Annotated in this window: 19 protein-coding genes and 2 pseudogenes; 14 read left to right on the forward strand and 7 right to left on the reverse strand. The window is 68.6% G+C overall.

Annotation, left to right across the window (positions count from 1 at the left end):
* Nucleotides 1-185: 185 nt before the first annotated feature.
* Nucleotides 186-542: a hypothetical protein gene (locus ACFYW9_RS40400; RefSeq protein ID WP_389160049.1), complete on the reverse strand. Its 357-nt coding sequence runs from the start codon at nt 540-542 to the stop codon at nt 186-188.
* 54 nt (nt 543-596) lie between these two features.
* Here ACFYW9_RS40400 and ACFYW9_RS40405 point away from each other — a divergent pair.
* Nucleotides 597-785 (forward strand): annotated as a pseudogene (locus ACFYW9_RS40405) (IS5/IS1182 family transposase); the annotation flags it as partial.
* A gap of 359 nt (nt 786-1,144) precedes the next feature.
* On the opposite strand, the gene ACFYW9_RS40410 reads toward ACFYW9_RS40405, so the two are convergent.
* Nucleotides 1,145-1,705, reverse strand: coding sequence for a hypothetical protein (locus tag ACFYW9_RS40410; RefSeq protein ID WP_389160051.1), 561 nt, complete (start codon nt 1,703-1,705; stop codon nt 1,145-1,147).
* Nucleotides 1,706-1,923: 218 nt separating this feature from the next.
* Between ACFYW9_RS40410 and ACFYW9_RS40415 the strand changes: the two genes are divergently transcribed.
* A complete protein-coding gene (locus ACFYW9_RS40415) occupies nt 1,924-2,745 on the forward strand; it encodes a hemolysin III family protein (protein ID WP_389160055.1) in 822 nt (273 codons plus the stop codon).
* Between the two features lie 97 nt (nt 2,746-2,842).
* On the opposite strand, the gene ACFYW9_RS40420 is transcribed toward ACFYW9_RS40415, so the two are convergent.
* The gene (locus tag ACFYW9_RS40420) at nt 2,843-4,081 is read right to left on the reverse strand and encodes a PP2C family protein-serine/threonine phosphatase (protein ID WP_389160057.1); all 1,239 of its coding nucleotides are present in this window, start codon (nt 4,079-4,081) and stop codon (nt 2,843-2,845) included.
* A gap of 1,210 nt (nt 4,082-5,291) precedes the next feature.
* Between ACFYW9_RS40420 and ACFYW9_RS40425 the strand changes: the two genes are divergently transcribed.
* The 6 genes from ACFYW9_RS40425 to ACFYW9_RS40450 all read left to right on the forward strand — a co-directional run bounded on the left by ACFYW9_RS40425 (nt 5,292) and on the right by ACFYW9_RS40450 (nt 10,560).
* Nucleotides 5,292-5,627: a MerR family transcriptional regulator gene (locus ACFYW9_RS40425; RefSeq protein ID WP_266764008.1), complete on the forward strand. Its 336-nt coding sequence runs from the start codon at nt 5,292-5,294 to the stop codon at nt 5,625-5,627.
* A gap of 631 nt (nt 5,628-6,258) precedes the next feature.
* Nucleotides 6,259-6,915, forward strand: a complete 657-nt coding sequence (locus ACFYW9_RS40430; protein WP_389160060.1) for a transposase — start codon at nt 6,259-6,261, stop codon at nt 6,913-6,915.
* Nucleotides 6,916-7,488: 573 nt separating this feature from the next.
* A complete protein-coding gene (locus tag ACFYW9_RS40435; RefSeq protein ID WP_326784459.1) occupies nt 7,489-7,692 on the forward strand; it encodes a cold-shock protein in 204 nt (67 codons plus the stop codon).
* 437 nt (nt 7,693-8,129) lie between these two features.
* The gene (locus ACFYW9_RS40440) at nt 8,130-8,933 is read left to right on the forward strand and encodes an alpha/beta fold hydrolase (protein ID WP_389160063.1); all 804 of its coding nucleotides are present in this window, start codon (nt 8,130-8,132) and stop codon (nt 8,931-8,933) included.
* Nucleotides 8,930-10,210, forward strand: a complete 1,281-nt coding sequence (locus tag ACFYW9_RS40445) for a SpoIIE family protein phosphatase (protein WP_389160065.1) — start codon at nt 8,930-8,932, stop codon at nt 10,208-10,210. Before ACFYW9_RS40440 ends, ACFYW9_RS40445 begins: the two co-directional genes overlap by 4 nt.
* Nucleotides 10,207-10,560 (forward strand): STAS domain-containing protein, encoded by a 354-nt coding sequence (locus ACFYW9_RS40450; protein ID WP_389160067.1) that lies wholly within the window; start codon nt 10,207-10,209, stop codon nt 10,558-10,560. Before ACFYW9_RS40445 ends, ACFYW9_RS40450 begins: the two co-directional genes overlap by 4 nt.
* A 193-nt stretch (nt 10,561-10,753) precedes the next feature.
* Here ACFYW9_RS40450 and ACFYW9_RS40455 read toward each other — a convergent pair whose 3' ends face one another.
* Complete coding sequence (locus ACFYW9_RS40455; protein WP_389160068.1) at nt 10,754-11,209, reverse strand: ATP-binding protein; 456 nt, start codon at nt 11,207-11,209, stop codon at nt 10,754-10,756.
* A gap of 539 nt (nt 11,210-11,748) precedes the next feature.
* Between ACFYW9_RS40455 and ACFYW9_RS40460 the strand changes: the two genes are divergently transcribed.
* The 4 genes from ACFYW9_RS40460 to ACFYW9_RS40475 are packed head-to-tail and all read left to right on the forward strand — an operon-like array spanning nt 11,749 to nt 15,484.
* Entirely contained in the window at nt 11,749-13,347 is a 1,599-nt protein-coding gene (locus tag ACFYW9_RS40460) for a PP2C family protein-serine/threonine phosphatase (RefSeq protein ID WP_389160082.1), read from the forward strand.
* Nucleotides 13,344-14,429 carry a B12-binding domain-containing protein gene (locus tag ACFYW9_RS40465; RefSeq protein ID WP_389160070.1) on the forward strand — a complete coding sequence of 362 codons (1,086 nt, stop codon included), beginning with the start codon at nt 13,344-13,346 and terminating at the stop codon, nt 14,427-14,429. The genes ACFYW9_RS40460 and ACFYW9_RS40465 overlap by 4 nt, the downstream gene beginning before the upstream one ends.
* A complete protein-coding gene (locus ACFYW9_RS40470) occupies nt 14,426-14,899 on the forward strand; it encodes an STAS domain-containing protein (protein ID WP_389160073.1) in 474 nt (157 codons plus the stop codon). Before ACFYW9_RS40465 ends, ACFYW9_RS40470 begins: the two co-directional genes overlap by 4 nt.
* Before the next feature lie 60 nt (nt 14,900-14,959).
* Complete coding sequence (locus ACFYW9_RS40475) at nt 14,960-15,484, forward strand: MarR family winged helix-turn-helix transcriptional regulator (RefSeq protein WP_389160075.1); 525 nt, start codon at nt 14,960-14,962, stop codon at nt 15,482-15,484.
* Between the two features lie 156 nt (nt 15,485-15,640).
* Here ACFYW9_RS40475 and ACFYW9_RS40480 read toward each other — a convergent pair whose 3' ends face one another.
* The 3 genes from ACFYW9_RS40480 to ACFYW9_RS40490 all read right to left on the reverse strand — a co-directional run bounded on the left by ACFYW9_RS40480 (nt 15,641) and on the right by ACFYW9_RS40490 (nt 17,504).
* A complete protein-coding gene (locus ACFYW9_RS40480; RefSeq protein WP_389160077.1) occupies nt 15,641-16,480 on the reverse strand; it encodes an RNA polymerase sigma factor SigF in 840 nt (279 codons plus the stop codon).
* Between the two features lie 173 nt (nt 16,481-16,653).
* The gene (locus ACFYW9_RS40485) at nt 16,654-16,998 is read right to left on the reverse strand and encodes a PRC-barrel domain containing protein (RefSeq protein WP_389160079.1); all 345 of its coding nucleotides are present in this window, start codon (nt 16,996-16,998) and stop codon (nt 16,654-16,656) included.
* A 335-nt stretch (nt 16,999-17,333) separates the two neighbouring features.
* Nucleotides 17,334-17,504: a hypothetical protein gene (locus tag ACFYW9_RS40490; protein ID WP_057605601.1), complete on the reverse strand. Its 171-nt coding sequence runs from the start codon at nt 17,502-17,504 to the stop codon at nt 17,334-17,336.
* Between the two features lie 467 nt (nt 17,505-17,971).
* On the opposite strand from ACFYW9_RS40490, the pseudogene ACFYW9_RS40495 reads away from it, so the two are divergent.
* Nucleotides 17,972-18,106: pseudogene (locus ACFYW9_RS40495) on the forward strand (ribonuclease domain-containing protein); the annotation flags it as partial.
* A gap of 315 nt (nt 18,107-18,421) precedes the next feature.
* Nucleotides 18,422-19,696 carry a histidine kinase gene (locus ACFYW9_RS40500; RefSeq protein ID WP_389160081.1) on the forward strand — a complete coding sequence of 425 codons (1,275 nt, stop codon included), beginning with the start codon at nt 18,422-18,424 and terminating at the stop codon, nt 19,694-19,696.
* The last annotated feature ends 136 nt before the right edge of the window (nt 19,697-19,832 follow it).

The following is a 19,832-nucleotide window of genomic DNA, read 5'->3' on the forward strand; positions in this document are numbered from 1 at the left end:
TTTTTTATAAAAAAAAAAACGAGTATGTCCCCCCCCCCAAAAAAAACCCCCCCCCCCCCCCCCGGGCCGGGCCCCCCCCCCCCCCCCCCCCCCCCCCCCCCCCCCCCCCGGGCGGCCCCCCCCCCCCCCCCCCCCCCCCCCCCCCCCCCACACTGCTTGCAACGGGTTCCCGTCGCAGTGGGTGCTCAGTGGTCGGAATAGCTGAAGTCGCCCACGGTCCAGGCGCCGACGTCGGCGATCGCCACGCGGTACATCCCGCCCGTCTCCGGGATCCCCACCGTGCCCTGCAGGATCCGGGCGACATGGAAGTGCAGATGCGTGGGCGGCCCGTTCTTCGCGGGGGTGTCGAAGACGGCTGAGAATTCTCCCAGGCGGGCGGAATCCGTCAGCACGTCCGACACCCTCTGCCGCCACACTGCTTCGGGAGCAAGCCGGCCGGTGATGACAGCACCACCGGTGACCACGGTCAGGGACATCTGGTTGCTCTGCCCGGACTCCACCAGGGTGGCGACGTCAACGAGCAGCTCGTCAGGCTTCGACATGGGCCGATTATATTTACTGGCCACCCTGAGGTTCCCCCTGGTGTGCGGGAGGTGCTGACCGGACGGATCCGCCGCCGGATGGGCAAAGGAGCCAGGGCGGTGGCCACGGTCAGCGCCTCGCAGGCAGGCCAAGCGGCTTCGACCGTGGGAAGACTCTCACGGCTCCGACCCTGGCAAAAAGGGATCAACGGCCGCCACCGCGGTCGAGTGGTCGACACTCACGGCCTGCCACTGATGGTGATGAAACCGAATTCCCTGCGGTCTTCACGGCTGGGCAACATCGAAGAACGGAGCAGATGGTGAACGAACAGACCGGGAAGTGGAGCTTCCTCACCCACCACAACCGTGTGCTGATCGTCATGGCCCGCGCCCCTGCCGCCCGCCTTCGCTGCATCGCCGCGGCTTGCCACGTCACCGGGCGGACCGCCCGGAACATCGTCACGATCTTGAACAGGCCGGCTACCTGCGCCGGGAGCGCGCCGGACGGCGCACGCGCTACATCCTCTGCCTGGACGGCACCGTCCGCCATCCTGCAGACGCACACGTGCCCGTCCGGGCACTGCTGGAACTGTTCACCCATCACGACAAGCAAGCGCTGAAGCTCAGACCCTGCTCCAGGCATCGAGGAATGCTTTGCGTCCTGTCGGATCGTCGGACCTGCGGTCCGCGTGCAGGACGCGCCAAGCGGTGAGTTCGAGGTCACGGAGCCATAGTTCTCCGATGACCTGTGTCTTGAGGTCGGGAAAATGGTCGGACTCGGCGAGGGCCTGACCGATCACCTCCCCGGCTGCGACGCGCTGGGGCGGGGTCATCTCATCGACAGCCGACAGGATCTGTCGGGCCAGCACGATTCCTTCTCCCGCCAGGGAACGCAGCACCGCAGCCTTGATGTTGGCAGGCAGCAGGTACGCGGTGCCCGAAGACCTCCACAGCTCCGACCAGAAGCGTTCTCCCGCCTTGGTGGGGGCAGGCAGCGCGGCCAGCAGCCCCAGGAGGTGACCGGTGGCCGCATACCCATCGGAGTGGGCGGCTGCGATGACGGCGATGCCGGCGACGCGCTGCACATCGAGATCGCCGGCTTCCCGTTGCGGAGCCAGACCCAGTTGGTGTTCCAACTGGTCGGCGAGGGGGCCGGACAGGTGGGGGCGGACCTCAGGAAGCATCGGCGATCCTTGCGCGCAGGGAGCGGAGATACCCGCTCGGGAGCTCTGATCGTTCCCATGAGCAGCTGATCTATTCCGCTTCGAGCCCAATGGGCGGCAGCAGCAACGGGCCGGAGTTCACACGGCGGCGAAGTGGCCCATTTCCGGCGACGCGGCCTGGCTGTTTCGAGACCGGCCTTGCAGAAAACTGTCTGGGCGAGGTCTTTTAGCATGGCTGCATGATCACCGGTGATGCCCAGGAGTCCGAGGGAGGACGAGGAGCCGTGTCGCACGAAGCCGCTGAAGCCGAATACATGTACGCCGCTGCAGCGCGTGGAGAACACCATGAAGACGGGCTGCCCTGCGGATCACAAGGTGGGGAGAGCGGGCACTCGGTTGCCGCTCTGGTGGAGCGGGCGGCGGATCTGGCCGAACCGATCAAGCCGAGGCTGCGGGGCTGGCTGCATGCTGGTATGGTCCCCGCCGCACTGATCGCGGGCATCGTGCTCATCTGTCTGGCCCGCACCCCGCAGGCAGCCGTGGCCTGCGCCGTGTACTCGGTCACCGCCTGGCTGCTGTTCGCAACGAGCGCCGTCTACCACCGTGGCACCTGGGGGCCGCGCGGCGAGGCGGTCCTGCGGCGTCTCGACCACGCCAACATCTTCCTGATCATCGCCGGCACCTGCACGCCCCTTGCGGTGGTCCTTCTCCCGCCGGGCCAGCGGTCCGTGCTGCTATGGATCGTGTGGGCGGGCGCACTGGTCGGCATCGCCTTCCGGGTCTTGTGGGTGGGAGCTCCGCGCTGGCTGTACACCCCGTGCTACCTGGCGCTGGGGTGGGCACCGGTGCGCTACCTGCCCGACTTCCTGCACACCGGCGGAGCGGCCGTACTCACCCTGGTCGTGGCCGGCGGTCTCCTCTACAGCGCGGGCGCGGTCGTCTACGCCCTCCAGCGCCCCGATCCCTCACCGCGCTGGTTCGGCTTCCACGAGGTGTTCCACGCCCTGACCGTGGCGGCCTTCACGGCGCACTACATCACCATTTCCCTGGCCGTCTACTGACCGCGACAACGTTTTGGCCAGGGCCGCTGGTCACGCACGTTGCCGCGTGCCGGGCCGCGACGGGTCGGCCGAAGCGGGGGGTGGAGCGGTCTCAGGGTCATTGTCCGCAGGTGGTCTGCTCCGGAGGTGACGGGGCGGAGGCGTCGGCGAGGTCGGCGCCGGTGTCGGCGTCCCGATGGGAGTGGCCGATGCCGTGCCAGTCCAGGCACATGACGGTCGCGTCGTCCTGCAGGTGACCGTGGTTGGCGTCGACGACCGCGGCGATGAGGGTGCGGGCGGCCTCGCGGGGATGCAGTGCGCGGGTGCGGACGATCAGGTCCGGCAGATCGAGGCTGTTGGCGTTGCGCTCCAGCATGCCGTCGGTCAGCATCACCAGCCGGTCGCCCGGCCGCAGGTCCAACGACTGCACCCGGTAGGCGTGCGGGGCGTGGAAGCCGAACGGCCTGTCGACCTTCGGAACGATCTCCCGTACCTGGCCGTCCCGCATCCGCAGCGGCCAGGGGTGCCCGGCGTTGACGAACTCGGTACCGCCGTCGAGCAGACCGATCCGCAGCAGCTGACCGGTGACATAACCCTCGCGGCCGTGTTCCCGCACGGCGCGGTCTGCTTCGTGGGCCTGCTCCCCAAGGCTCGCACCGGCCCGCCGCGCCCGGCGCAGGGCCCCGACCACGAGGGTGGCCAGGAGTGCGGCGTCGACGTCGTGGCCCATGGCGTCGGTGACGGAGAGCTGGACCGTGTCCCGGTCGATCACGTAGTCGAAGGTGTCGCCCCCGACGTGGTCGGCCGGCTCCAGCGCCCCGGCGACCGCGAACTGCGCCGCCTCGCACGCCAGCGACGCCGGGAGCAGCCGGTGCTGGATCTCGGCGGCCAGGCTCAGCGGGGTGGTGCGGCGGCCCCACTGGTAGACGTCGGTGAAGGACCGGTTCGCGATGACGATGTACGCCAGCGCGTGCGCGGTCTCGCCGATCTCCCGCATCACCTCCGCGTCCGGCGCCGCGGGCAGGAACAGTTCGAGGAGCCCGATGGCGTCCCCGCGGTTGGTCACCGGGGCCACGATCCGCACCAGTGCGCCCTCACCCCTGTCCTCCACGCTCGGCCGCTGGGTGCGGATCACGTCGTCGTACAGGGTGCCCCGCAGCGTGATGCGCCGGGCGGGTTCATCGGTGTCGACGCTGCCCGCCGCCCCCAGCCGTACGACGGAGCTGCCGGTGAAGTCGGTGATGAGGAACGACACCGCCGCGGCCCCGAGGTGCTCCTTGAGCATGCGCGCGACCACGTCGAGCGACTCCACGGGCGCCGCGGCCTCCGCCGCCTCCAACGTCCCCGCCAAGGTCATCGCCCCGCCCCGGCCGCCGCCGCTGTCAGGAAGACGAGTGGTCGGCCTGCCTTCTTCGCCAGGCCCGCATACGGTCACGGTGACTCCTCGCTCTTTACTGCCCGCCAGCGCAGTACCCCCTGCCGAGTGGGCCGAGGGGGCGGCGTCAGGGCCCGGTGCCGGGCAGTGTCATCGCACCACAGAGCCCCTGAACGGACGCCAACGTCCGGCCCCGGACTCGGCGGCCGTACGCCTTGTCCGTGCGACACACCAGCCCGCATACCGAGGTCCTCGCCGGCCAGCGGGTGAGCGGGCGGTTGTGGCGTTGACGTTCTTCGTTGGGGTCCCAGAGCTTTTGGATCGCGCGACGACACTCTTCTGCCCGCTGCACATGCCCCGGACCTTTCGCCTTCTCGCCCTGGCAGTGACGGGTGCCAGCCTCCGCCACCGTCGAGGTCGCTTACCTCCCCGCCGAACGCACAAAAATCTATGCTGGCTGAAGTAGACATTGGGAGATCGTCTGGCTATGGTTTCTCTCGTAGCCGAGATCAGCAAGGCCCGGCAGACACGAACTGCCAGGCAGTAGTACCGGTAGTTGCAGTTGGCAGGACGGTGCGGTGGTGGAGTTCCGAAGCCAGGGTTGTCGCAGGTCGGCGACGGGGCTGACGACCGGACCGGGTGGCCCGCAGTGATCAGGGGCCGCCGTGAGCAGGACCGCAGTTGATGTAGTGGCAGTACCTGTAGGTGCAGTTAGCGGTACTCAGCAGTGGAGTCAGTAAGTGGTTCCTCGGTGAAGGCGTCGGCTGCGGGCGCGCGCACCAGGAGGTTCGGCAGTGGGGTTCTGAGCCAGAGCAGTAGTCGCAGGACGGGCGACGGGGCTGGCTGCCGAAGAGTGACGCTGTCACAGGTCACCGAGCAGGTCGCATCACCAGCAGTACGCGGTAGAGCAGTACCGGCAGTTAGTAGATCCCAGAGGGAAAGAACGGAGGGGCCGAGCGCCATCAGGATCGCCCGGGCGGAATGGCTGAGCCCGGGTACCGCAGGACATCGATAGTGAGGTGGTCTCCGGTCGAGCAACCGCGATCCTCGCGCCCCCGGCAGCATTTCGGTCGGGTCCGCGGAAACAGAAGGCCGGCGCAGTACCAGGGCCGGCAGATGGTGTAGCAGTTCCTTCGGGGCCCTGGCGCCAATGGCGCCAGGGCCCCTCCACGCGTTCCACGAGAGAGGTGCGATGACAGCAGACGACTCGTTCGGCCGGCTCGACGACGACGACTACCCCGCCTACACCATGGGCCGGGCCGCAGCGTTGCTCGGCACCACCCAGGGCTTCCTCCGCGCCCTCGGCGAAGCCCGCCTCATCACCCCGCTCCGCTCCGCGGGCGGCCATCGACGCTACTCCCGCTACCAACTGCGCATCGCCGCCCGGGCCCGCGAACTCGTCGACAACGGCACCCCCATCGAGGCCGCCTGCCGCATCATCATCCTTGAAGACCAACTCGAAGAAGCACAGCGCATCAACGCCGAACACCGCCGGACGGCCGGACCGTCCGGTCCGCCCGTGTCCTGAGACGGTGCGTCCGGGTTCCGGCGAATCCCGCACACACATGTCGGGGTGTGACGCGCGGGTCGTTCTGTCCGGCGGCAGGGCGTTCGGACGGGCGGCGTCCGCGTCAGCCCTGGCTATTCACCGGAATTGACGGGCTGACGCCCCGACAGTAGAAAGGTGCCGTTGACCTGCAAGGATGCGTTTGTTGAGGACGTATCGGGCAGAAGATCAAGGCATTTTTCTGGTGACCGAGCGTACAGGTGGGACCGGCGGCTGGCCGTGCGGGCCGACGGCAAGGGGCTGGTCGGACACGCCGGGGAGGCACCGCTGCGGCGGTGTGCGGACCGGGTCGGGCCGGCCGAGGCGTTGGCGAGGGTGTTGCCGGTGGGCGGGCCTGGCCAGCGGAACCGGCCCGCGCTGCTGGTGCAGCTCGCGGTGTCCGCCGGGGCGACGAACCTGCTGGAGGCCGAGTGGCTCCAGCTCCGTCACCGGCCGTTGTTCGGTCCGCCCGCCTCGGACTCCACCGCCCGTCGGATCCTGGCCGCACTCGACGAGACGACGCTGGGGCAGGTGGCGAAGGCCCGCCGTCGGGTGCGCCGGCATGTGTGGTCCCGGCTGCACCTGCGGCCCGGGGACTTTCCCTGGCTGACGGTTGCCGGGCCGGCGTCTGACGGGCTGGATCGTCATCGACCTCGACGCCACGATCATCACCGCAGCCTCGAAGAAGGAGCTCGCGGCGGGCACGTTCAAGAAGACCTTCGGGTTCCATCCGCTGGTGGCCTGGTGCGCGAACACCGGAGAGTCCCTGGCCATGGAGCTGCGGCCGGGCAATGCCGGCGCGAACACGGTCGCCGATCACGTCCGGGTCCTGGCGTCCGCGCTGGAACAGACACCTGACTTCTCCCACGCCGAAATCCTCGTCCGGGTTGATGGCGCGGGCGCCACCCACGGCCTGCTGAAGCACCTCGAAGCCCTCAACACCGCACGTCGGAAGGTGCGTTACACGGTGGGCTGGAAGATGGCCGATGCCGACGAGGCAGCAATCGCCAGGCTCCCGGAGCGAGCATGGGAGACCTCGCTGAAGCAGAACGGTGAGACGCGGGAGGGCTACTTCGTCGCGGAGCTGACCGGCCTGAACATCCACGAGGGATGGCCGCTGGGGATGCGGCTGATCGTCCGCCGGGTGCAGCCCTCAAGGCGGCAGTTCACGAAGCTGACCGCCTCCTCGCCCTCCACGACGTCGATCACCTCGCCGCCGCCGAGCCGGACACCATGCGCTTCCGGCTTTACCACCTGCCCGCCCGCCTGACGAAACACGCCTGCGGCCGATGGCTGCGGATCGAGTCCACCTGGCCCTGGGCCGCCGCGTTCACCACCGCCTGGACCCGCCTCTCCGATCTCCCGGCTGCCACCTGGCGGCGCCAAAATACCGCCCCGACGAAGACCAGGAAGGAGGACGACCAGCAGCGCCCCGCGCCCGTGGAACCCGGCGCACCCGCAGCGTCACACGAAGGACCGCCCTCGAAGGACAGAGATCATTACGGGCGCACCGTCGATCGGGCCGAGTTCACGCCACTCGGGAAGAATCGAGGTCAGCTGTGGATTAATAGCTACGACCGCGAGGTGAGGGTTTAACGCCCCGTGCCGAGAGTGTTTTTACCGCAGCGAGCAGAATGGAATTTTGTCACGCACGCCGGCCGATATGGCATGCTACTGTCGATCTCAGTTGCAGTCTTGGTTCCCAAACTTCAAGCGCCTCCAACGGTACTTTCAGCCGGTGGAAGCGTTTTTATATTTCCGGTCATTCCGGGAGGGTGTCATCGCGGCGACCCGGTATCCGCGCATTGCGGGTCCCGGTGTACTGCCCCAAAGGAGATATGGCATGGCATCTGGCACCGTGAAGTGGTTCAACGCGGCGAAGGGTTTCGGATTCATCGAGCAGGACGGCGGAGGTGCCGACGTGTTCGCCCACTTCTCGAACATCGCCTCTCAGGGCTTCCGTGAATTGCTCGAAGGCCAGAAGGTTACCTTCGACATCGTGCCGAGCCAGAAGGGCCCGACGGCGGAGAACATCGTTCCCGTCTGACGCCGACGCGCACTCTGCAGCGGGGGCACGCACCTCTCGGGGTGCGCGCACCCCGCTGCGGGCATTTACCGCAGTGCCCGCGTCCTTGGATAATGCCTGCGGGCGATGGGTCTCCGAAGCTGCACCCATCTGAAGCCCTGGATTTCACGTCCGCATGACGCCACTTTTTTCATCGCCTGCATACGTACCAGATTCACTGCAGGCCAGATTTTCTTTTGCATTCCATTCGGCTCGTTCTTGTGTTTCCCGCACTGCTCTTGCGCGGCGGGAATTCCTTGATACGTGTCTATCAAGGAAGGTTCGGAATGAACCCTGCACCTACGGACGACCACTCCTCCCGCAGCCGGACCGGCGCCCCCGCTTTTGGCTTCGGCGCCGGTTCGGGCCGAGGCAGTCGCTTCGGCTCGCTCGCCCCGAGTAATGGGAAACCGGTGGGCATGGATATTCGTCTCAGGAACAACGTCACCGTCACCGGCCGTGCGGACGGGCCGGTGCTCCTGCTGGCGCACGGGTTCGGCTGTGACCAGAACATGTGGCGCCTGGTGGTCCCCATGCTGGCCGTGGACTTTCGGGTGGTGCTGTTCGACTACGTGGGCTCCGGCCGCTCGGACCCTTCGGCCTGGAGCGAGCAGCACTACAGCTCGCTGGAGGGCTATGCCCTTGATGTGCTGGAGGTCTGCGAGGAGCTGGACCTGCGGGATGTGATCTTCGTGGGGCATTCGGTCAGTGCCATGGTCGGGGTGCTCGCGGCGGCGAAGGCGCCCCAGAGGTTCTCCCATCTGGTGATGGTGGCTCCCTCGCCCCGCTACATCGACGACGACGGGTATCGGGGCGGTTTCAGCGCGGACGACATCGACGAGCTGCTGGATTCGCTGGAGTCGAACTATCTGGGCTGGTCCGCCGCGATGGCCCCGGTGATCATGGGTAACGCGGACCGGCCGGAGCTCGGCCAGGAGCTGACCACGTCGTTCTGCGCGACCGACCCGGACATGGCCCGGGTCTTCGCCCGAACGACGTTCCTGTCCGACAGTCGCGCCGATCTCAAGACGGTCGCGGTGCCGACGCTGGTGCTGGAGTGCAGGCAGGACGTGATCGCCCCCCGCGAGGTCGGTGCCTTCGTCAACGACGCGATCCCGGGCAGCCGTCTGGTCACGCTGGAGGCGACGGGGCACTGCCCGCAGCTGAGCGCACCGCAGGCCACCGCTCAAGCGATCACCGACTTCATCGGTGCTGCCGGATGATGTGCCGCACCGGCCATGACCCGGGCGAGGAGCCGGACGTGGGTGCCACGGACGCGGTGTTCATCTCGCTGCTGGAGGACAGTGCCGAGGAGCTGTACGAGCAGGCACCGTGCGGCTACCTGTCGACACTGATGGACGGCACCATCGCGAAGATCAACACCACGTTGCTGGACTGGCTTGGCCTGTCCCGGGCTCAGGTGGTGGGCCGGATGAGGTTCGCCGATCTGCTCACGGTGGGCGGGAAGCTCTACCACGAGACGCACTTCGCCCCGTTGTTGCAGATGAAGGGCGAGGTCAGCGGCATCGCCCTGGACATCAAAGCCGCCGGAAAACAGCGGATGCCGGTGCTGGTCACATCGAAGGTGAAGACCAGCGACGACGGCGAGCCGCTGCTGATCCGCACTACCGTCTTCGACGCCCGCGACCGCCGCGCCTACGAGACCGAGCTGCTGCGCGGCCGCCAGGCGGCGGAGGAAGCACGTCGGCAGGCGGAGGCCGACCGCGAACGGCTCCAGGAAGCCCTCGCCGTCCTCCAGCAGAACCTGCTGCCCGCCGAGCTGCCCAAGGTCCCGGGCCTGGAAGCCGCCTCCTACTACCACACCGCCTCCCCGGACCTGCTCGGCGGAGACTTCTACGACCTGTTCCCCCTCGACGCAGACCGATGGGCATTCTTCCTTGGCGACGTCTGCGGCAAAGGCCCCCAGGCCGCCGCGGTCACCTCACTGACCCGCTACACGCTGCGGGCCGCCGCCCTGCACGACCCTGACCCCGTCACCGTGCTGAGCACCCTGAATACCGTGCTGCACGAGCGGTACACCAGCGGCGACACCCGCTACTGCACCGCCATATTCGGCGTCCTCAACCCCGCCGACGACCACGTCAGCGTGCACTTGGCCTCCGGCGGCCACCCCTCCGCACTGATCCAGCACGCGGAGGGCACCGCGGACTATCTGCCAACCCCCGGCGGCATGCTCGTCGGCGTCCTGCCCGGCGCACAGTTCGAAACCGCGCGCACCCAGCTCTTTCCCGGCGACACCCTGCTGCTCTACACCGACGGCCTGACCGAGGCCCGCACCGGGCCCGATCGCGAGCTGTACGGCGAGGACGCCCTGCGCGCCTTCACCGCCGCCCAGCCCGCCGCGGGACCGCAGGTCCTGATCACCGCCCTGACGGGGCTCCTCACCGGGTTCGGTGACGGCCTCGACGACGATACGGCGCTGCTTGCCCTCGGCGTGCCCGCCCCGCTGCCCATCCCCGCGAGTGAAGACCTGAGATGAGCCCGCTGACGATCACCGCCCGAGACGCCGCCACCGGTCCTGTACTGGAGATCACCGGTGACCTCGACTACGAGAGCGCCCCAGATCTCCGTAAGTCCCTCGACAGTCTCACCCTGACCGGCGGGCAACTGCTGGTCCTGGATCTGACCGGCCTGCAATTCTGTGACTCCAGCGGAATCACCGCTCTGCTGGCCGCCCGTAACCTGGCCACCGAACTAGGCGGCGGCGTGGCCCTGGCCGCGGTCCCCGCCAACACCGCCCGCATCCTGTCCATCATCGGTCTGGACCGGGTCTTCACCATCCACCCAGACGTCTCAACGGCCACCATCCCCCGCTCTGCGGGAGGCTGATCCGGCCCCGGGGCCCTGCGTATGGGCCGGATGCAGAGGCATTCACGAAGGCCGGTTCCCTCGATGGTGAGCGGGTCTTCTGGCCCGCCGGATACCGACGGGCTTGGGCCGTATCGTGCGGGACGAGTGGGGCTGAGCCGGAGGCTGCGGTGTGCCCGCCTCCTGAACGCCGAGGTTCGAGAACCCGGTCCGGCTAGGTCGTGGCCGGGCTGAGGGCGATGCCGGCGGTGATGCGTTTACCGACGGCTGTCTTTTCAACGGTGATGGTCTGGGCGAGGGCTGTGACGATCTCCAGGCCGTGCTGGCCGATGCGTTCCGGATCCGGATCCTTGGCGGTCGGCAGGGCAGGGTTGCTGTCCCAGAGTTCGACCCGCAGGACGGGGCCGGTGATCCGCAGGTGCAGAAGGGCCTGTCCGGGGGCGTACGTGCGAGCGTTGGTGACCAGTTCGCTGACGATCAGCTGGACGATCTCCACCGTGGCAGCCACGATGGGGACGCCGTAGCCGTCTCTCAGCTTTGTCAGAAAGGCCGTCGCGAGATGGCGGGCCTGGGCGATGCGGGAGCCGTCGCCGTCCAGTGCGAGCGAGGTCTCGAACGGCGAGGCCGCGTCGGGCTCTCCACCTCCGTGAATTTCTGATGTTTTGCCCATTTCCACCCCTTCCGTCTTTCGGCCTGGTACCCCTCCGCGTACCCCGCACACCCGCGGTGGAGCTGACCTCTTCGAGACATGCGAGCCCGCTTCGCCTTCCTGGTGAGCCCGGCTCGGGACTCGCACGCCGAGGGCCGGGGAGTGGAGGAGAACTGACCGACCGCCCGTCTTCGTGAACCTTTTCATCCTCTCCTCAGAGTCTTCACCCGCCCTGTCAGGGCCCCGGGCGGGGACGCGCCGCTCTGGCGCATCGGAAGCCTCGCGGGGCTCTGACCTGCGTCTTTTGTCAGGTGAGGCGGTTGTCTCTGCCGGGGGTGAGAACGTCACCGCCGCAGGCGCCGGAGCTGCAGGCGAGTGGAGTGCCTGTTCGGAGGCGGTTCGAAACGAGGGTGGGTTGCCAGTGACGGTCCTGGTGGAGGATGGTTGCCGTAGGGCAACTTTCTTCGACCGGATGAGGTGAGGGGTTCGCGTAGCGGGCCTTCGTATTTGTGACTTCCACCCAGCAGGAACAAGCCGTGAGCACCGATGCTCCGGCTTATGTGCCATGGACGTCCGTGCCCTACCCAGTCCTTATCGCGGATCCCGCCGGTGCGGTACTCCATGTCAACGCCCAGGCCGGCGGACTCTTCCCCGGGATCCGCTCCGGTGCCGCCCTGGCCGGGAGCGTGCCGACCTGGCTCGCGGACGCACACGCACGCCAGGTGGCAGACGGCCCGAGCGGCAACGTTCTGGTGTCGGGTCCGGTAGGGGAGAGGACCTTTGAGGCTCATCCCACCGTGCAGGACGACGGGGACGTCATGTGGTGGTTCGTGGACGACACCGATCACCGGCTGGCCCGTGAAGCGCTGCGGATGGAGCGCGAGCGGACCGCTTTCCTCGCCGAAGCCTCCAACACCTTGCTCTCGTCACTGAATCTGGAGCGGTGCATGGACGTGACCGCCCAACTGGCCGCCGAGCATCTCGCGGACGCCGCGCTGGTCATCGCGCCCCGCAGCGCCCACCGGCTGCCGGTCGTGGTCTGCCTGCGCGGCGGCGCGCCGCAGCGCTTCCAGTGGGACGTCGACCCCGAGGAAGTCCCTGGTCTGGGGGAGGCTCTCCAGGGCTTCCCACCGGTGCCGTCGCGATGGATCGACCCGGCCTCGGCCCCGGCCTGGCTCGTCCCCGACGGATTCGGCACAGTCGGTTCGATAGTCGTCACGCCGCTGCCAGGGCACGGCGTGCCCGCCGGAGCCCTGATCCTGCTGCGACGCAGCGGGGAGACCGCGTTCAGTGAGGCGGAGGAGGTCTTCGCCCGTCTGTTCGCCGCCCGCGCCGGCGCCGCGATGTCCGCGGCACGCCTCTACGCCGAGCAATCCTCTCTCTCCCGGACCCTGATGCAGGACCTGCTCCCGCCGGTCCTGAGCCAGATCTCGGGAGTGGACTTCGCGGGCGGCTACCGGCCGTCGAAGGACCACGAGCGCATCGGTGGCGACTTCTACGACGTCCACCCCGCCGCCACCCACGGCGAGGCGTCCTTCGCGGTCCTGGGCGATGTCTGCGGCAAAGGCCTCGAAGCCGCCGTCCTGACCGGAAAGATCCGCAACACGCTTCAGGCTCTGCTGCCCATGGCCGATGACCACCAGCGCGTGATCGACCTGCTCAACGGCGCGCTCATCAACTCCCACCACACCCGATTCGCCACCCTCGTCATGGCCTCCGCTGTGCGCAAGGCCGGTTCCGTGCGCCTTCAGGTGACCAGCGCCGGACATCCGCCGGCCCTGATCGTGCGAAGTGACGGCACCGTGGAGGAAGGCAGCTCCCGCGGCACCCTCGTCGGGGTCTTCCCCACGGCCCGCGCGACGACCGCTCAGGAGACGCTGGCTCCTGGTGAGTTCTGTGTGCTGTTCACCGACGGCATCACCGAAGCCAAGGGCGGTCCGCTCGGCGACGAGATGTTCGGCGAGGACCGGCTGAAGGACGCGCTGGCCCAGTGCGCGGGGATGCCGGCGGAGGCGATCGTGGAACACGTGCAGATGCTCGCCTCCCAGTGGGTGGGATCCGCGACGCACGATGACATGGCCGTCATGGTCATCGCCGCTCCCCGTTCCCGCCACCTCAGCGCGGTGGACGGCCGTACTCGGGGCAGGTTCACTGCATGAGCCCTACCACCACCGTCTCCCTGGAGCACCGGATCGACCAGCTGTGGGAGGCGGTCTCCCTCGGCGACGAGCAGGCCGCCACCCGTACGGTCTTCGGCGCGCTGGAGGACGGCACGCCGGCGGAAAGCGTGCTCCAGGACGTGATCGCGCCCGTCCAGCGCAAGGTCGGCGAGGAGTGGGCCGCCAACCGCCTCACCGTCGCACAGGAACACGCTGCCACCGCGATCAACGACCGGGCCGTCGCCGCACTCTCCTGTCACTACGCCGCCCACCCCGCAGTCGGCCGGGGCAGGGTGATCGTGGCCTGTGTGGACGGGGAATGGCACGGCCTGCCCGCCCGCCTCCTGGCCGAAGTCCTCAAACTGCGCGGCTGGACGGTCGACTACCTCGGTGCTCAGGTCCCCACCAGCCACCTGATCACGCACATCCACCAGACCGGTCCCGAAATGGTGGCTCTCTCCGGCTCGATCGCCACCCGCCTGCCGACCGCACACGCCACGATCACCGCGGTCCAGGCCACCGGCACCCCCGTCCTGGTCGGCGGGGCCGCCTTCGGTCCGCGCGGCCAGTACGCCCGCCTGCTCGGCGCCGACGCCTGGGCCCCGGACGCGAGGACCGCTGCGGACCGGCTCGACCAGGGACCGCTGCCCCGCCCCGCACCGGCGCACCAGCCCATCGACGACCTGCCGCACCTGGCCGACCAGGAATACACCATGGTCGCCCGCACCCACACCCGCCTGGTGCGCGCGGTCATGGGCGCACTGGAAGAACGCTTCCCCGCCATGCGCGACTACACCGCCCGACAACGCCAGCACACGGCCGAGGACATCGCGCACATCGTGGACTTCCTGGCCGCCGCGCTCTACACCGGCGACCCGGAACTCTTCACCGACTTCCTCACCTGGACAGCCGGAATCCTCAACGCCCGCAGCGTCCCCGCCCGTTCCCTCACTCCGGCCCTGGACATCCTGAGCGAGCAGCTCAAGGACTTCCCCCGGGCCACTCTCATGCTCAACCAGGCCACCGACTGCCTCACCGGGACAAGGTCCGTGATCGCCTCCGACTCCAGGAACACCGCATGACGCCTCCCTTTGGATTCGAACCCACCCATTTCCGCCTGACCACCGCACCCAGCCCGGACGAGGGCGTCCTGATCCTGGAGGTGCACGGGTTCCTCGACTACGGCTGCGACGAGGGCTTCCTGGCTGCCGCAACCGAGCACCTCGAAGGCGCGCCCGGCCTGCGCGCCCTGCACCTGGACTGCAGCGACCTGGACGGCCTCGACTCCATGGGCCTGGCCATGCTGCTGATGCTCCACCGCCGCACCGCCGCCGCGCACGTCACCCTCTACCTGGACGCCCGGCCCCCGGCTCTCGACCGGATGCTGGACATCACCGGCACCCTGGACCACCTCGTCCCCCACCACGTTGCCACGACGAGCGGTCACGCCGAGCCCCACCGTATGGCATATCGTCATACGTCAGAGGACGGCATACCCCTCGACCGCGCCGGCCAGGGGCACCGGCCCTCCGGATCGGACTCCAGCGGCTGACGTCCCAACCCTGCGTGTGTCACCGGCATCAGGGACCAGGCCCCTCGGATGGGAACCCGCATGACCGAGCGCACCCGCCCCACCCTCGATCCCATTCGCGCCGCGGCCCGCCAGGCCGGCAGCATCGCCGAACTCCTCGACGTCATGTGGGAACAGGACCGCGGCGCCCCACCCCCCTACATCCCCGTCTCCCAGCTCCGCGTGATGTACATCGTCGACCGCGAGAACGGGATACGCATGCGAGCCCTCAACCGGCTCTTGGGCGCTGCGCCGTCCTCGGTCTGCCGCCTGGTCGACCGCCTCCAGGCCCTCGGCTTCGTCGAACGCCGGCCCTGCCCGGGCAGCCGCCGCGAAGTCACGCTCTCCCTGACCGGGGTAGGCCGCAAGCACCTGGCCCGAATCCGTGAACGGCGCGACCAACTCCTCGTCCAGGCTCTCGACAGCATGCCGAGCCGGCAGCGCACCGCACTGACCGAAGCCCTCGCCGGATTGCAGCAGGCCCTGGTCGACCAGCCCATGCTCCGCCTTGCTCCAGAGGACGTCCCACCCGTCTCCCTACCGCGAAACGCAGCCCGATCCGCCTGACATTCGTACACGCCATCACAGCGGACCAGTTGTGGCCAAAGGCCCCCACCAGCGGTCGAAGCACGCCCACGCACCGACACCCGCTGATGAATGACCAGCGGCGCCGCCCACCCCGCAAAGCGGGCAGCGTCGTCGGCAAGTTGCGAACGAGCGAGGTCAGTTGGTGGCGAGCATGCCTTCGCGCAGCTTGGCCAAGGTGCGGTTGAGCAGACGGGAGACGTGCATCTGGGAGACGCCGAGGTGCTCGCCGATCTGGGCCTGGGTGAGTTCCTCGACGAACCGCATGTGGATGATGCGCCGTTCACGGTCGTCGAGTCCGGCGATCATGGGGGCCAGAGCGTTGAAGTCCTCGACGAGTTCGAGGGCGTTGTCGTCGGCGCCGATGAAGTCGGCCAGCGCGGCCTCGCCGTCGTCGCTGGAGCTGATGGCGGCGTCCAGAGAGGACGAGTTGTAGCCGTTGGAAGCCAGACGCGCTTCGTTGACCTCCTCCTCGCTGAGGCACATCAGCGCGGAGAGCTCCTTGACCGTGGGCGTGCGCCCGAGCCGGCTGCGGAGCTCCTCGGTGGCCTTCGCCAGCTGAACGCGGGCTTCCTGCAGGCGCCGGGGGACGTGGACGGCCCAGCTCGTGTCGCGGAAGAAGCGCTTGATCTCACCGACGATGTAAGGGACGGCGAAGGAGGTGAACTCGACTTCGCGGGTGAGCTCGAAGCGGTCGATGGCCTTGATGAGGCCGATGGTGCCGACCTGGACGATGTCCTCCATCTCGTCCTGGCTGCGGCTGCGGAAACGCGCGGCAGCGAAGCGGACGAGGGTGATGTTCATTTCGATGAGGGTGTTGCGCGCGTACTGGTACTCGGGCGTGCCCTCTTCCAGAACGGTGAGCTGGTCGAAGAACAGCCTGGACAACTGCCGGGCGTCCTTGGGGGCGACCTGCGACGGGTCCGCGATCTCCGGCAGCGCCACGGTCCGCGCCTCTGCCGTTTTCGTCACTGTCATGGCCGGCCCCTCCTGCGTGATCCAGCCTTCAGCCACCGGCCCCTTGCACGCTGGCAACAGACGGCGTACCCAGGTTCGAAAAATGCATGCCAGGCGATTTTGGAGCGGACCCAGCGCATCCGAACCTTCGCCCGGTGGGCCGCACTTCTGGGACCGCGCTGCGGTCAGAAACCTCAGTGGGTCTGGTAGTAGCCGCCGACCTGCTCGTGGTGGCCGGCGTCGCCGACGTGCTTGTCCTTGTCGAACTCGGGGGAGTCCTTGATCTGCTTCTTGGTGAGGCCGACGTGGATCTTGCGCTCGGCCTGGTCGACCGTCTTCACGGTTCCGGCCGACAGCAGGACGTGCTCGCCGAAGATCCACACGTCGGTGTCGACGATGAGGTAGGCGGAGTTGACGTCGTCCGAGTGCTTGTCGACCTTCCCGATGCCACCGTCGGTGGCCTCGACGGTCCGTCCGGTCAAGTCGGTGCCCGCGGTGTGGCCGGTGGTCGGCTGGTAGCCCCAGATGTTGTCACTCATAAAGAACAGCTTCCTCACCGAGATCCATTGTCACTCCCGCAGCCGAAGCGCGGAGTCGTGCAAGTGGCATCAAATTCGGTGACGCATCCTCAGAAAGCCGTATTCCTGGACTCCTTGAACTCACGCATGCGTGCTTACGAGAGCGGATGGCCGGAGGCGCCGTGCTGGAGGCCATGGTTCCTGGCGTCGCGGCCACCTCCGGCCACGGCCTCCAGGTACCCCTAATCGGCGGAATCACCACTTTCATCCCTGCGGTAACAGGAAGACAGGAAACGGGTGGGGCCCGACGCCACGGCGTCGGGCCCCACCCGTGTTGGTGCGCTGTTCAGGCCTGCTTACCAGCGGTACCAGCGGCCGCGCTTGCCGCCGCTTGCCGCGGGCCGGATCACGAAGCCGAGGACCCATACGATCAGCACGATGACGGCGATCCACCACAGGGCCTTCAGTGCGAAACCGGCACCGAAGAGGATCAGGGCGAGCAGGAGAACGAGAAGAATAGGAACCATGGTTATCAACCTCCGAGCCCTCGTGTGCCCTGCGGATCGATCTCCACTCCTACGGATTTTATTTAGCTTTTAGACCGCCTCACCACGTAGGACACGGTCTAAAACCACGGGTGGCATCTGGGACCGACCTCCGATCGGTGCCAGTGAAGCCTTCAGGATGTGCCGTCCTTGAGGCATTCGTACGCCTGGCCCCACTGTGGAGTCAGGCGTCCCCATCGCAACCCGACCAAGGCAGGAGCAGAGAGCCGTCGAGGTCGCCGCTCCTGATCGATCTCCGTCAACTCGGGCCACCCGGAGGCGAGTTGCAGAGGGATCGCCTCTGACTGCCTCTGAGTGACCCGGGTCGAACCGGGGTCGAATCAGAGCGTTTTCCTCCGACTGCCTCCGATCGCCTCTGTGACCGTCCTGGCAGGTCGCAGCCGTTTCGGCCTCCGTAAGTCCAGGTCAGAGGGGTGCGGCAGATTTGCCACGAGTACACGGTCAAGACGCCCGGCTCCTCGACGCGGGGCGCCCGTCGCATCGTGACCGGCAAGAAGACCCTGGAGGACTACTGCACCGCGGACCACTGCGTCACGTTCAAGCTGATCAACTTCGGTTGCTGATCCAGGCTGCCCGACGCCTGATCGCTGTTCACCCGGGCTCGGGTCCCGACCCGTGCGGTCGGCCGGTGACCTCCTGGACCGGACCGAGGACGCCCTGAACGAGGGCGACGAGGCCGCATCTCCGGCACCTGTTTCATGGGACGACCCTCGCCCCGCGGACCCCCCATGCGCATCGGCCGCGGGGCGAGGCATGTCCGGCCGAAGCCGCAGGGCGCCGTTCCCCCGTCGGACGAAGGTCTGAAGCGTGCCGATTCCGGTCGCCGGAGAGGCTCGCGGAGAGGTGGCCACGGGTTCGGCTGCGTAGATTTGTCGACCGTGAGTGGTGACAATCCGACACCCGAGCCGCGTGACGTTCCAGCGCCGGTCCTGGCCGCCCGCCGCTGGCTGCTGCCGTCGGCCGTGGCCGCGGACCTCGACCCCGACGCCCGGCACGCCGGACCCTCCGGACGGCCCCGGCGCACCGTGCGCGACTGGGTCGTCGACTTCGGCTGCTTCCTGCTGGCCGTCACCATCGGCCTCGCGGCCGCGAACACCCTCACCGACGACCCGAACGTCCCGCACGCGCTCGCCGTCGCCGACCAGCTCATCGGCGCGCTCGCCTGTGCGGCGGTCTGGCTGCGCCGGCGCTGGCCGCTGGGCCTGGCCGTCGCCATGATCCCCGTCGGCCTGGTCTCGAACACGGCGGGCGGCGCGGGACTCGTGGCCCTCTTCACCCTCGCCGTGCACCGGCCCTTCCGGTACGTGGCCTGGGTCGCGGGCGTCCAGCTCGTGCTGCTCCCGGCGTTCTTCTGGCTGCGGCCCGACCCCGAGCTGCCGTACCTCGCCGCCCTCGCCGTCACCGCGCTGCTCACCTCCGCGGTGGTCGGCTGGGGCATGGTCGTACGGTCCAAGCGTCAGCTCATGCTGAGTCTGCGGGACCGCGCGCGGCGGGCCGAGACCGAGGCGGCGCTGCGGGCCGAGCAGGCGCAGCAGCTCGCGCGCGAGGCGATCGCGCGCGAGATGCACGACGTGCTCGCGCACCGGCTCACGCTGCTGAGCGTGCACGCGGGAGCACTGGAATTCCGGCCCGACGCGCCGCGGGAGGAGGTCGCCCGGGCCGCGGGGGTGATCCGGGAGAGCGCGCACGAGGCCCTTCAGGATCTGCGCGAGATCATCGGGGTGCTGCGGGCCGGGGACTCCGACGAGGCGGGGCGGCCGCAGCCGACGCTGGCGGCGCTCGACGCGCTGGTCGCCGAGTCGCGCTCCGCCGGCGCGAAGATCGTCCTCGACAACCGGGTCGTCGACCCCGCCGCCGTGCCCGCGTCCGTGGGCCGCACCGCGTACCGCATCGCCCAGGAAGGACTGACGAACGCGCGCAAGCACGCGCCGGGTGCGGAGGTCACGGTGACGGTACGGGGGTCCGCCGGCGCCGGGCTGACCGTGACCGTCGCCAACCCCGCGCCGCCGGGTCCGGTACCGAAGGTCCCGGGGTCCGGGCAGGGGCTGATCGGGCTGACGGAGCGGGCGACGCTGGCGGGAGGGCGGCTTGAGCACGGGGTGCCGGGGGGTGGGGGGTTCCGGGTTCGGGCGTGGTTGCCGTGGGGGGCGTAGGTGGCTTGGGCCGGCGGTATCGGTGCGGGTCCGGGTTCCGGTCGGTGGGTGGGTCGGGGCCGTGCCGGTGCATCAGCCCGTCGCCGTCGGGTGAGGGGTGGGCGTCGGTGGCGACGGGCATCGATGTACCGGCACG

It is taken from the genome of Streptomyces sp. NPDC002698, assembly GCF_042888945.1.
GTDB lineage: Bacteria > Actinomycetota > Actinomycetes > Streptomycetales > Streptomycetaceae > Streptomyces.

What these genes read in the sequence shown, in the direction of transcription:
- ACFYW9_RS40450 (WP_389160067.1), top strand. Translation starts at nt 10,207, where the DNA reads ATGAGCCCGCTGACGATCACCGCCCGAGACGCCGCCACCGGTCCTGTA.
- ACFYW9_RS40470 (WP_389160073.1), top strand. Translation starts at nt 14,426, where the DNA reads ATGACGCCTCCCTTTGGATTCGAACCCACCCATTTCCGCCTGACCACC.
- ACFYW9_RS40415 (WP_389160055.1), top strand. Translation starts at nt 1,924, where the DNA reads ATGATCACCGGTGATGCCCAGGAGTCCGAGGGAGGACGAGGAGCCGTG.
- ACFYW9_RS40440 (WP_389160063.1), top strand. Translation starts at nt 8,130, where the DNA reads ATGGATATTCGTCTCAGGAACAACGTCACCGTCACCGGCCGTGCGGAC.
- ACFYW9_RS40480 (WP_389160077.1), bottom strand. Translation starts at nt 16,480, where the DNA reads ATGACAGTGACGAAAACGGCAGAGGCGCGGACCGTGGCGCTGCCGGAG.
- ACFYW9_RS40490 (WP_057605601.1), bottom strand. Translation starts at nt 17,504, where the DNA reads ATGGTTCCTATTCTTCTCGTTCTCCTGCTCGCCCTGATCCTCTTCGGT.
- ACFYW9_RS40400 (WP_389160049.1), bottom strand. Translation starts at nt 542, where the DNA reads ATGTCGAAGCCTGACGAGCTGCTCGTTGACGTCGCCACCCTGGTGGAG.
- ACFYW9_RS40420 (WP_389160057.1), bottom strand. Translation starts at nt 4,081, where the DNA reads ATGACCTTGGCGGGGACGTTGGAGGCGGCGGAGGCCGCGGCGCCCGTG.
- ACFYW9_RS40475 (WP_389160075.1), top strand. Translation starts at nt 14,960, where the DNA reads ATGACCGAGCGCACCCGCCCCACCCTCGATCCCATTCGCGCCGCGGCC.
- ACFYW9_RS40445 (WP_389160065.1), top strand. Translation starts at nt 8,930, where the DNA reads ATGATGTGCCGCACCGGCCATGACCCGGGCGAGGAGCCGGACGTGGGT.
- ACFYW9_RS40465 (WP_389160070.1), top strand. Translation starts at nt 13,344, where the DNA reads ATGAGCCCTACCACCACCGTCTCCCTGGAGCACCGGATCGACCAGCTG.
- ACFYW9_RS40485 (WP_389160079.1), bottom strand. Translation starts at nt 16,998, where the DNA reads ATGAGTGACAACATCTGGGGCTACCAGCCGACCACCGGCCACACCGCG.
- ACFYW9_RS40425 (WP_266764008.1), top strand. Translation starts at nt 5,292, where the DNA reads ATGACAGCAGACGACTCGTTCGGCCGGCTCGACGACGACGACTACCCC.
- ACFYW9_RS40455 (WP_389160068.1), bottom strand. Translation starts at nt 11,209, where the DNA reads ATGGGCAAAACATCAGAAATTCACGGAGGTGGAGAGCCCGACGCGGCC.
- ACFYW9_RS40410 (WP_389160051.1), bottom strand. Translation starts at nt 1,705, where the DNA reads ATGCTTCCTGAGGTCCGCCCCCACCTGTCCGGCCCCCTCGCCGACCAG.
- ACFYW9_RS40435 (WP_326784459.1), top strand. Translation starts at nt 7,489, where the DNA reads ATGGCATCTGGCACCGTGAAGTGGTTCAACGCGGCGAAGGGTTTCGGA.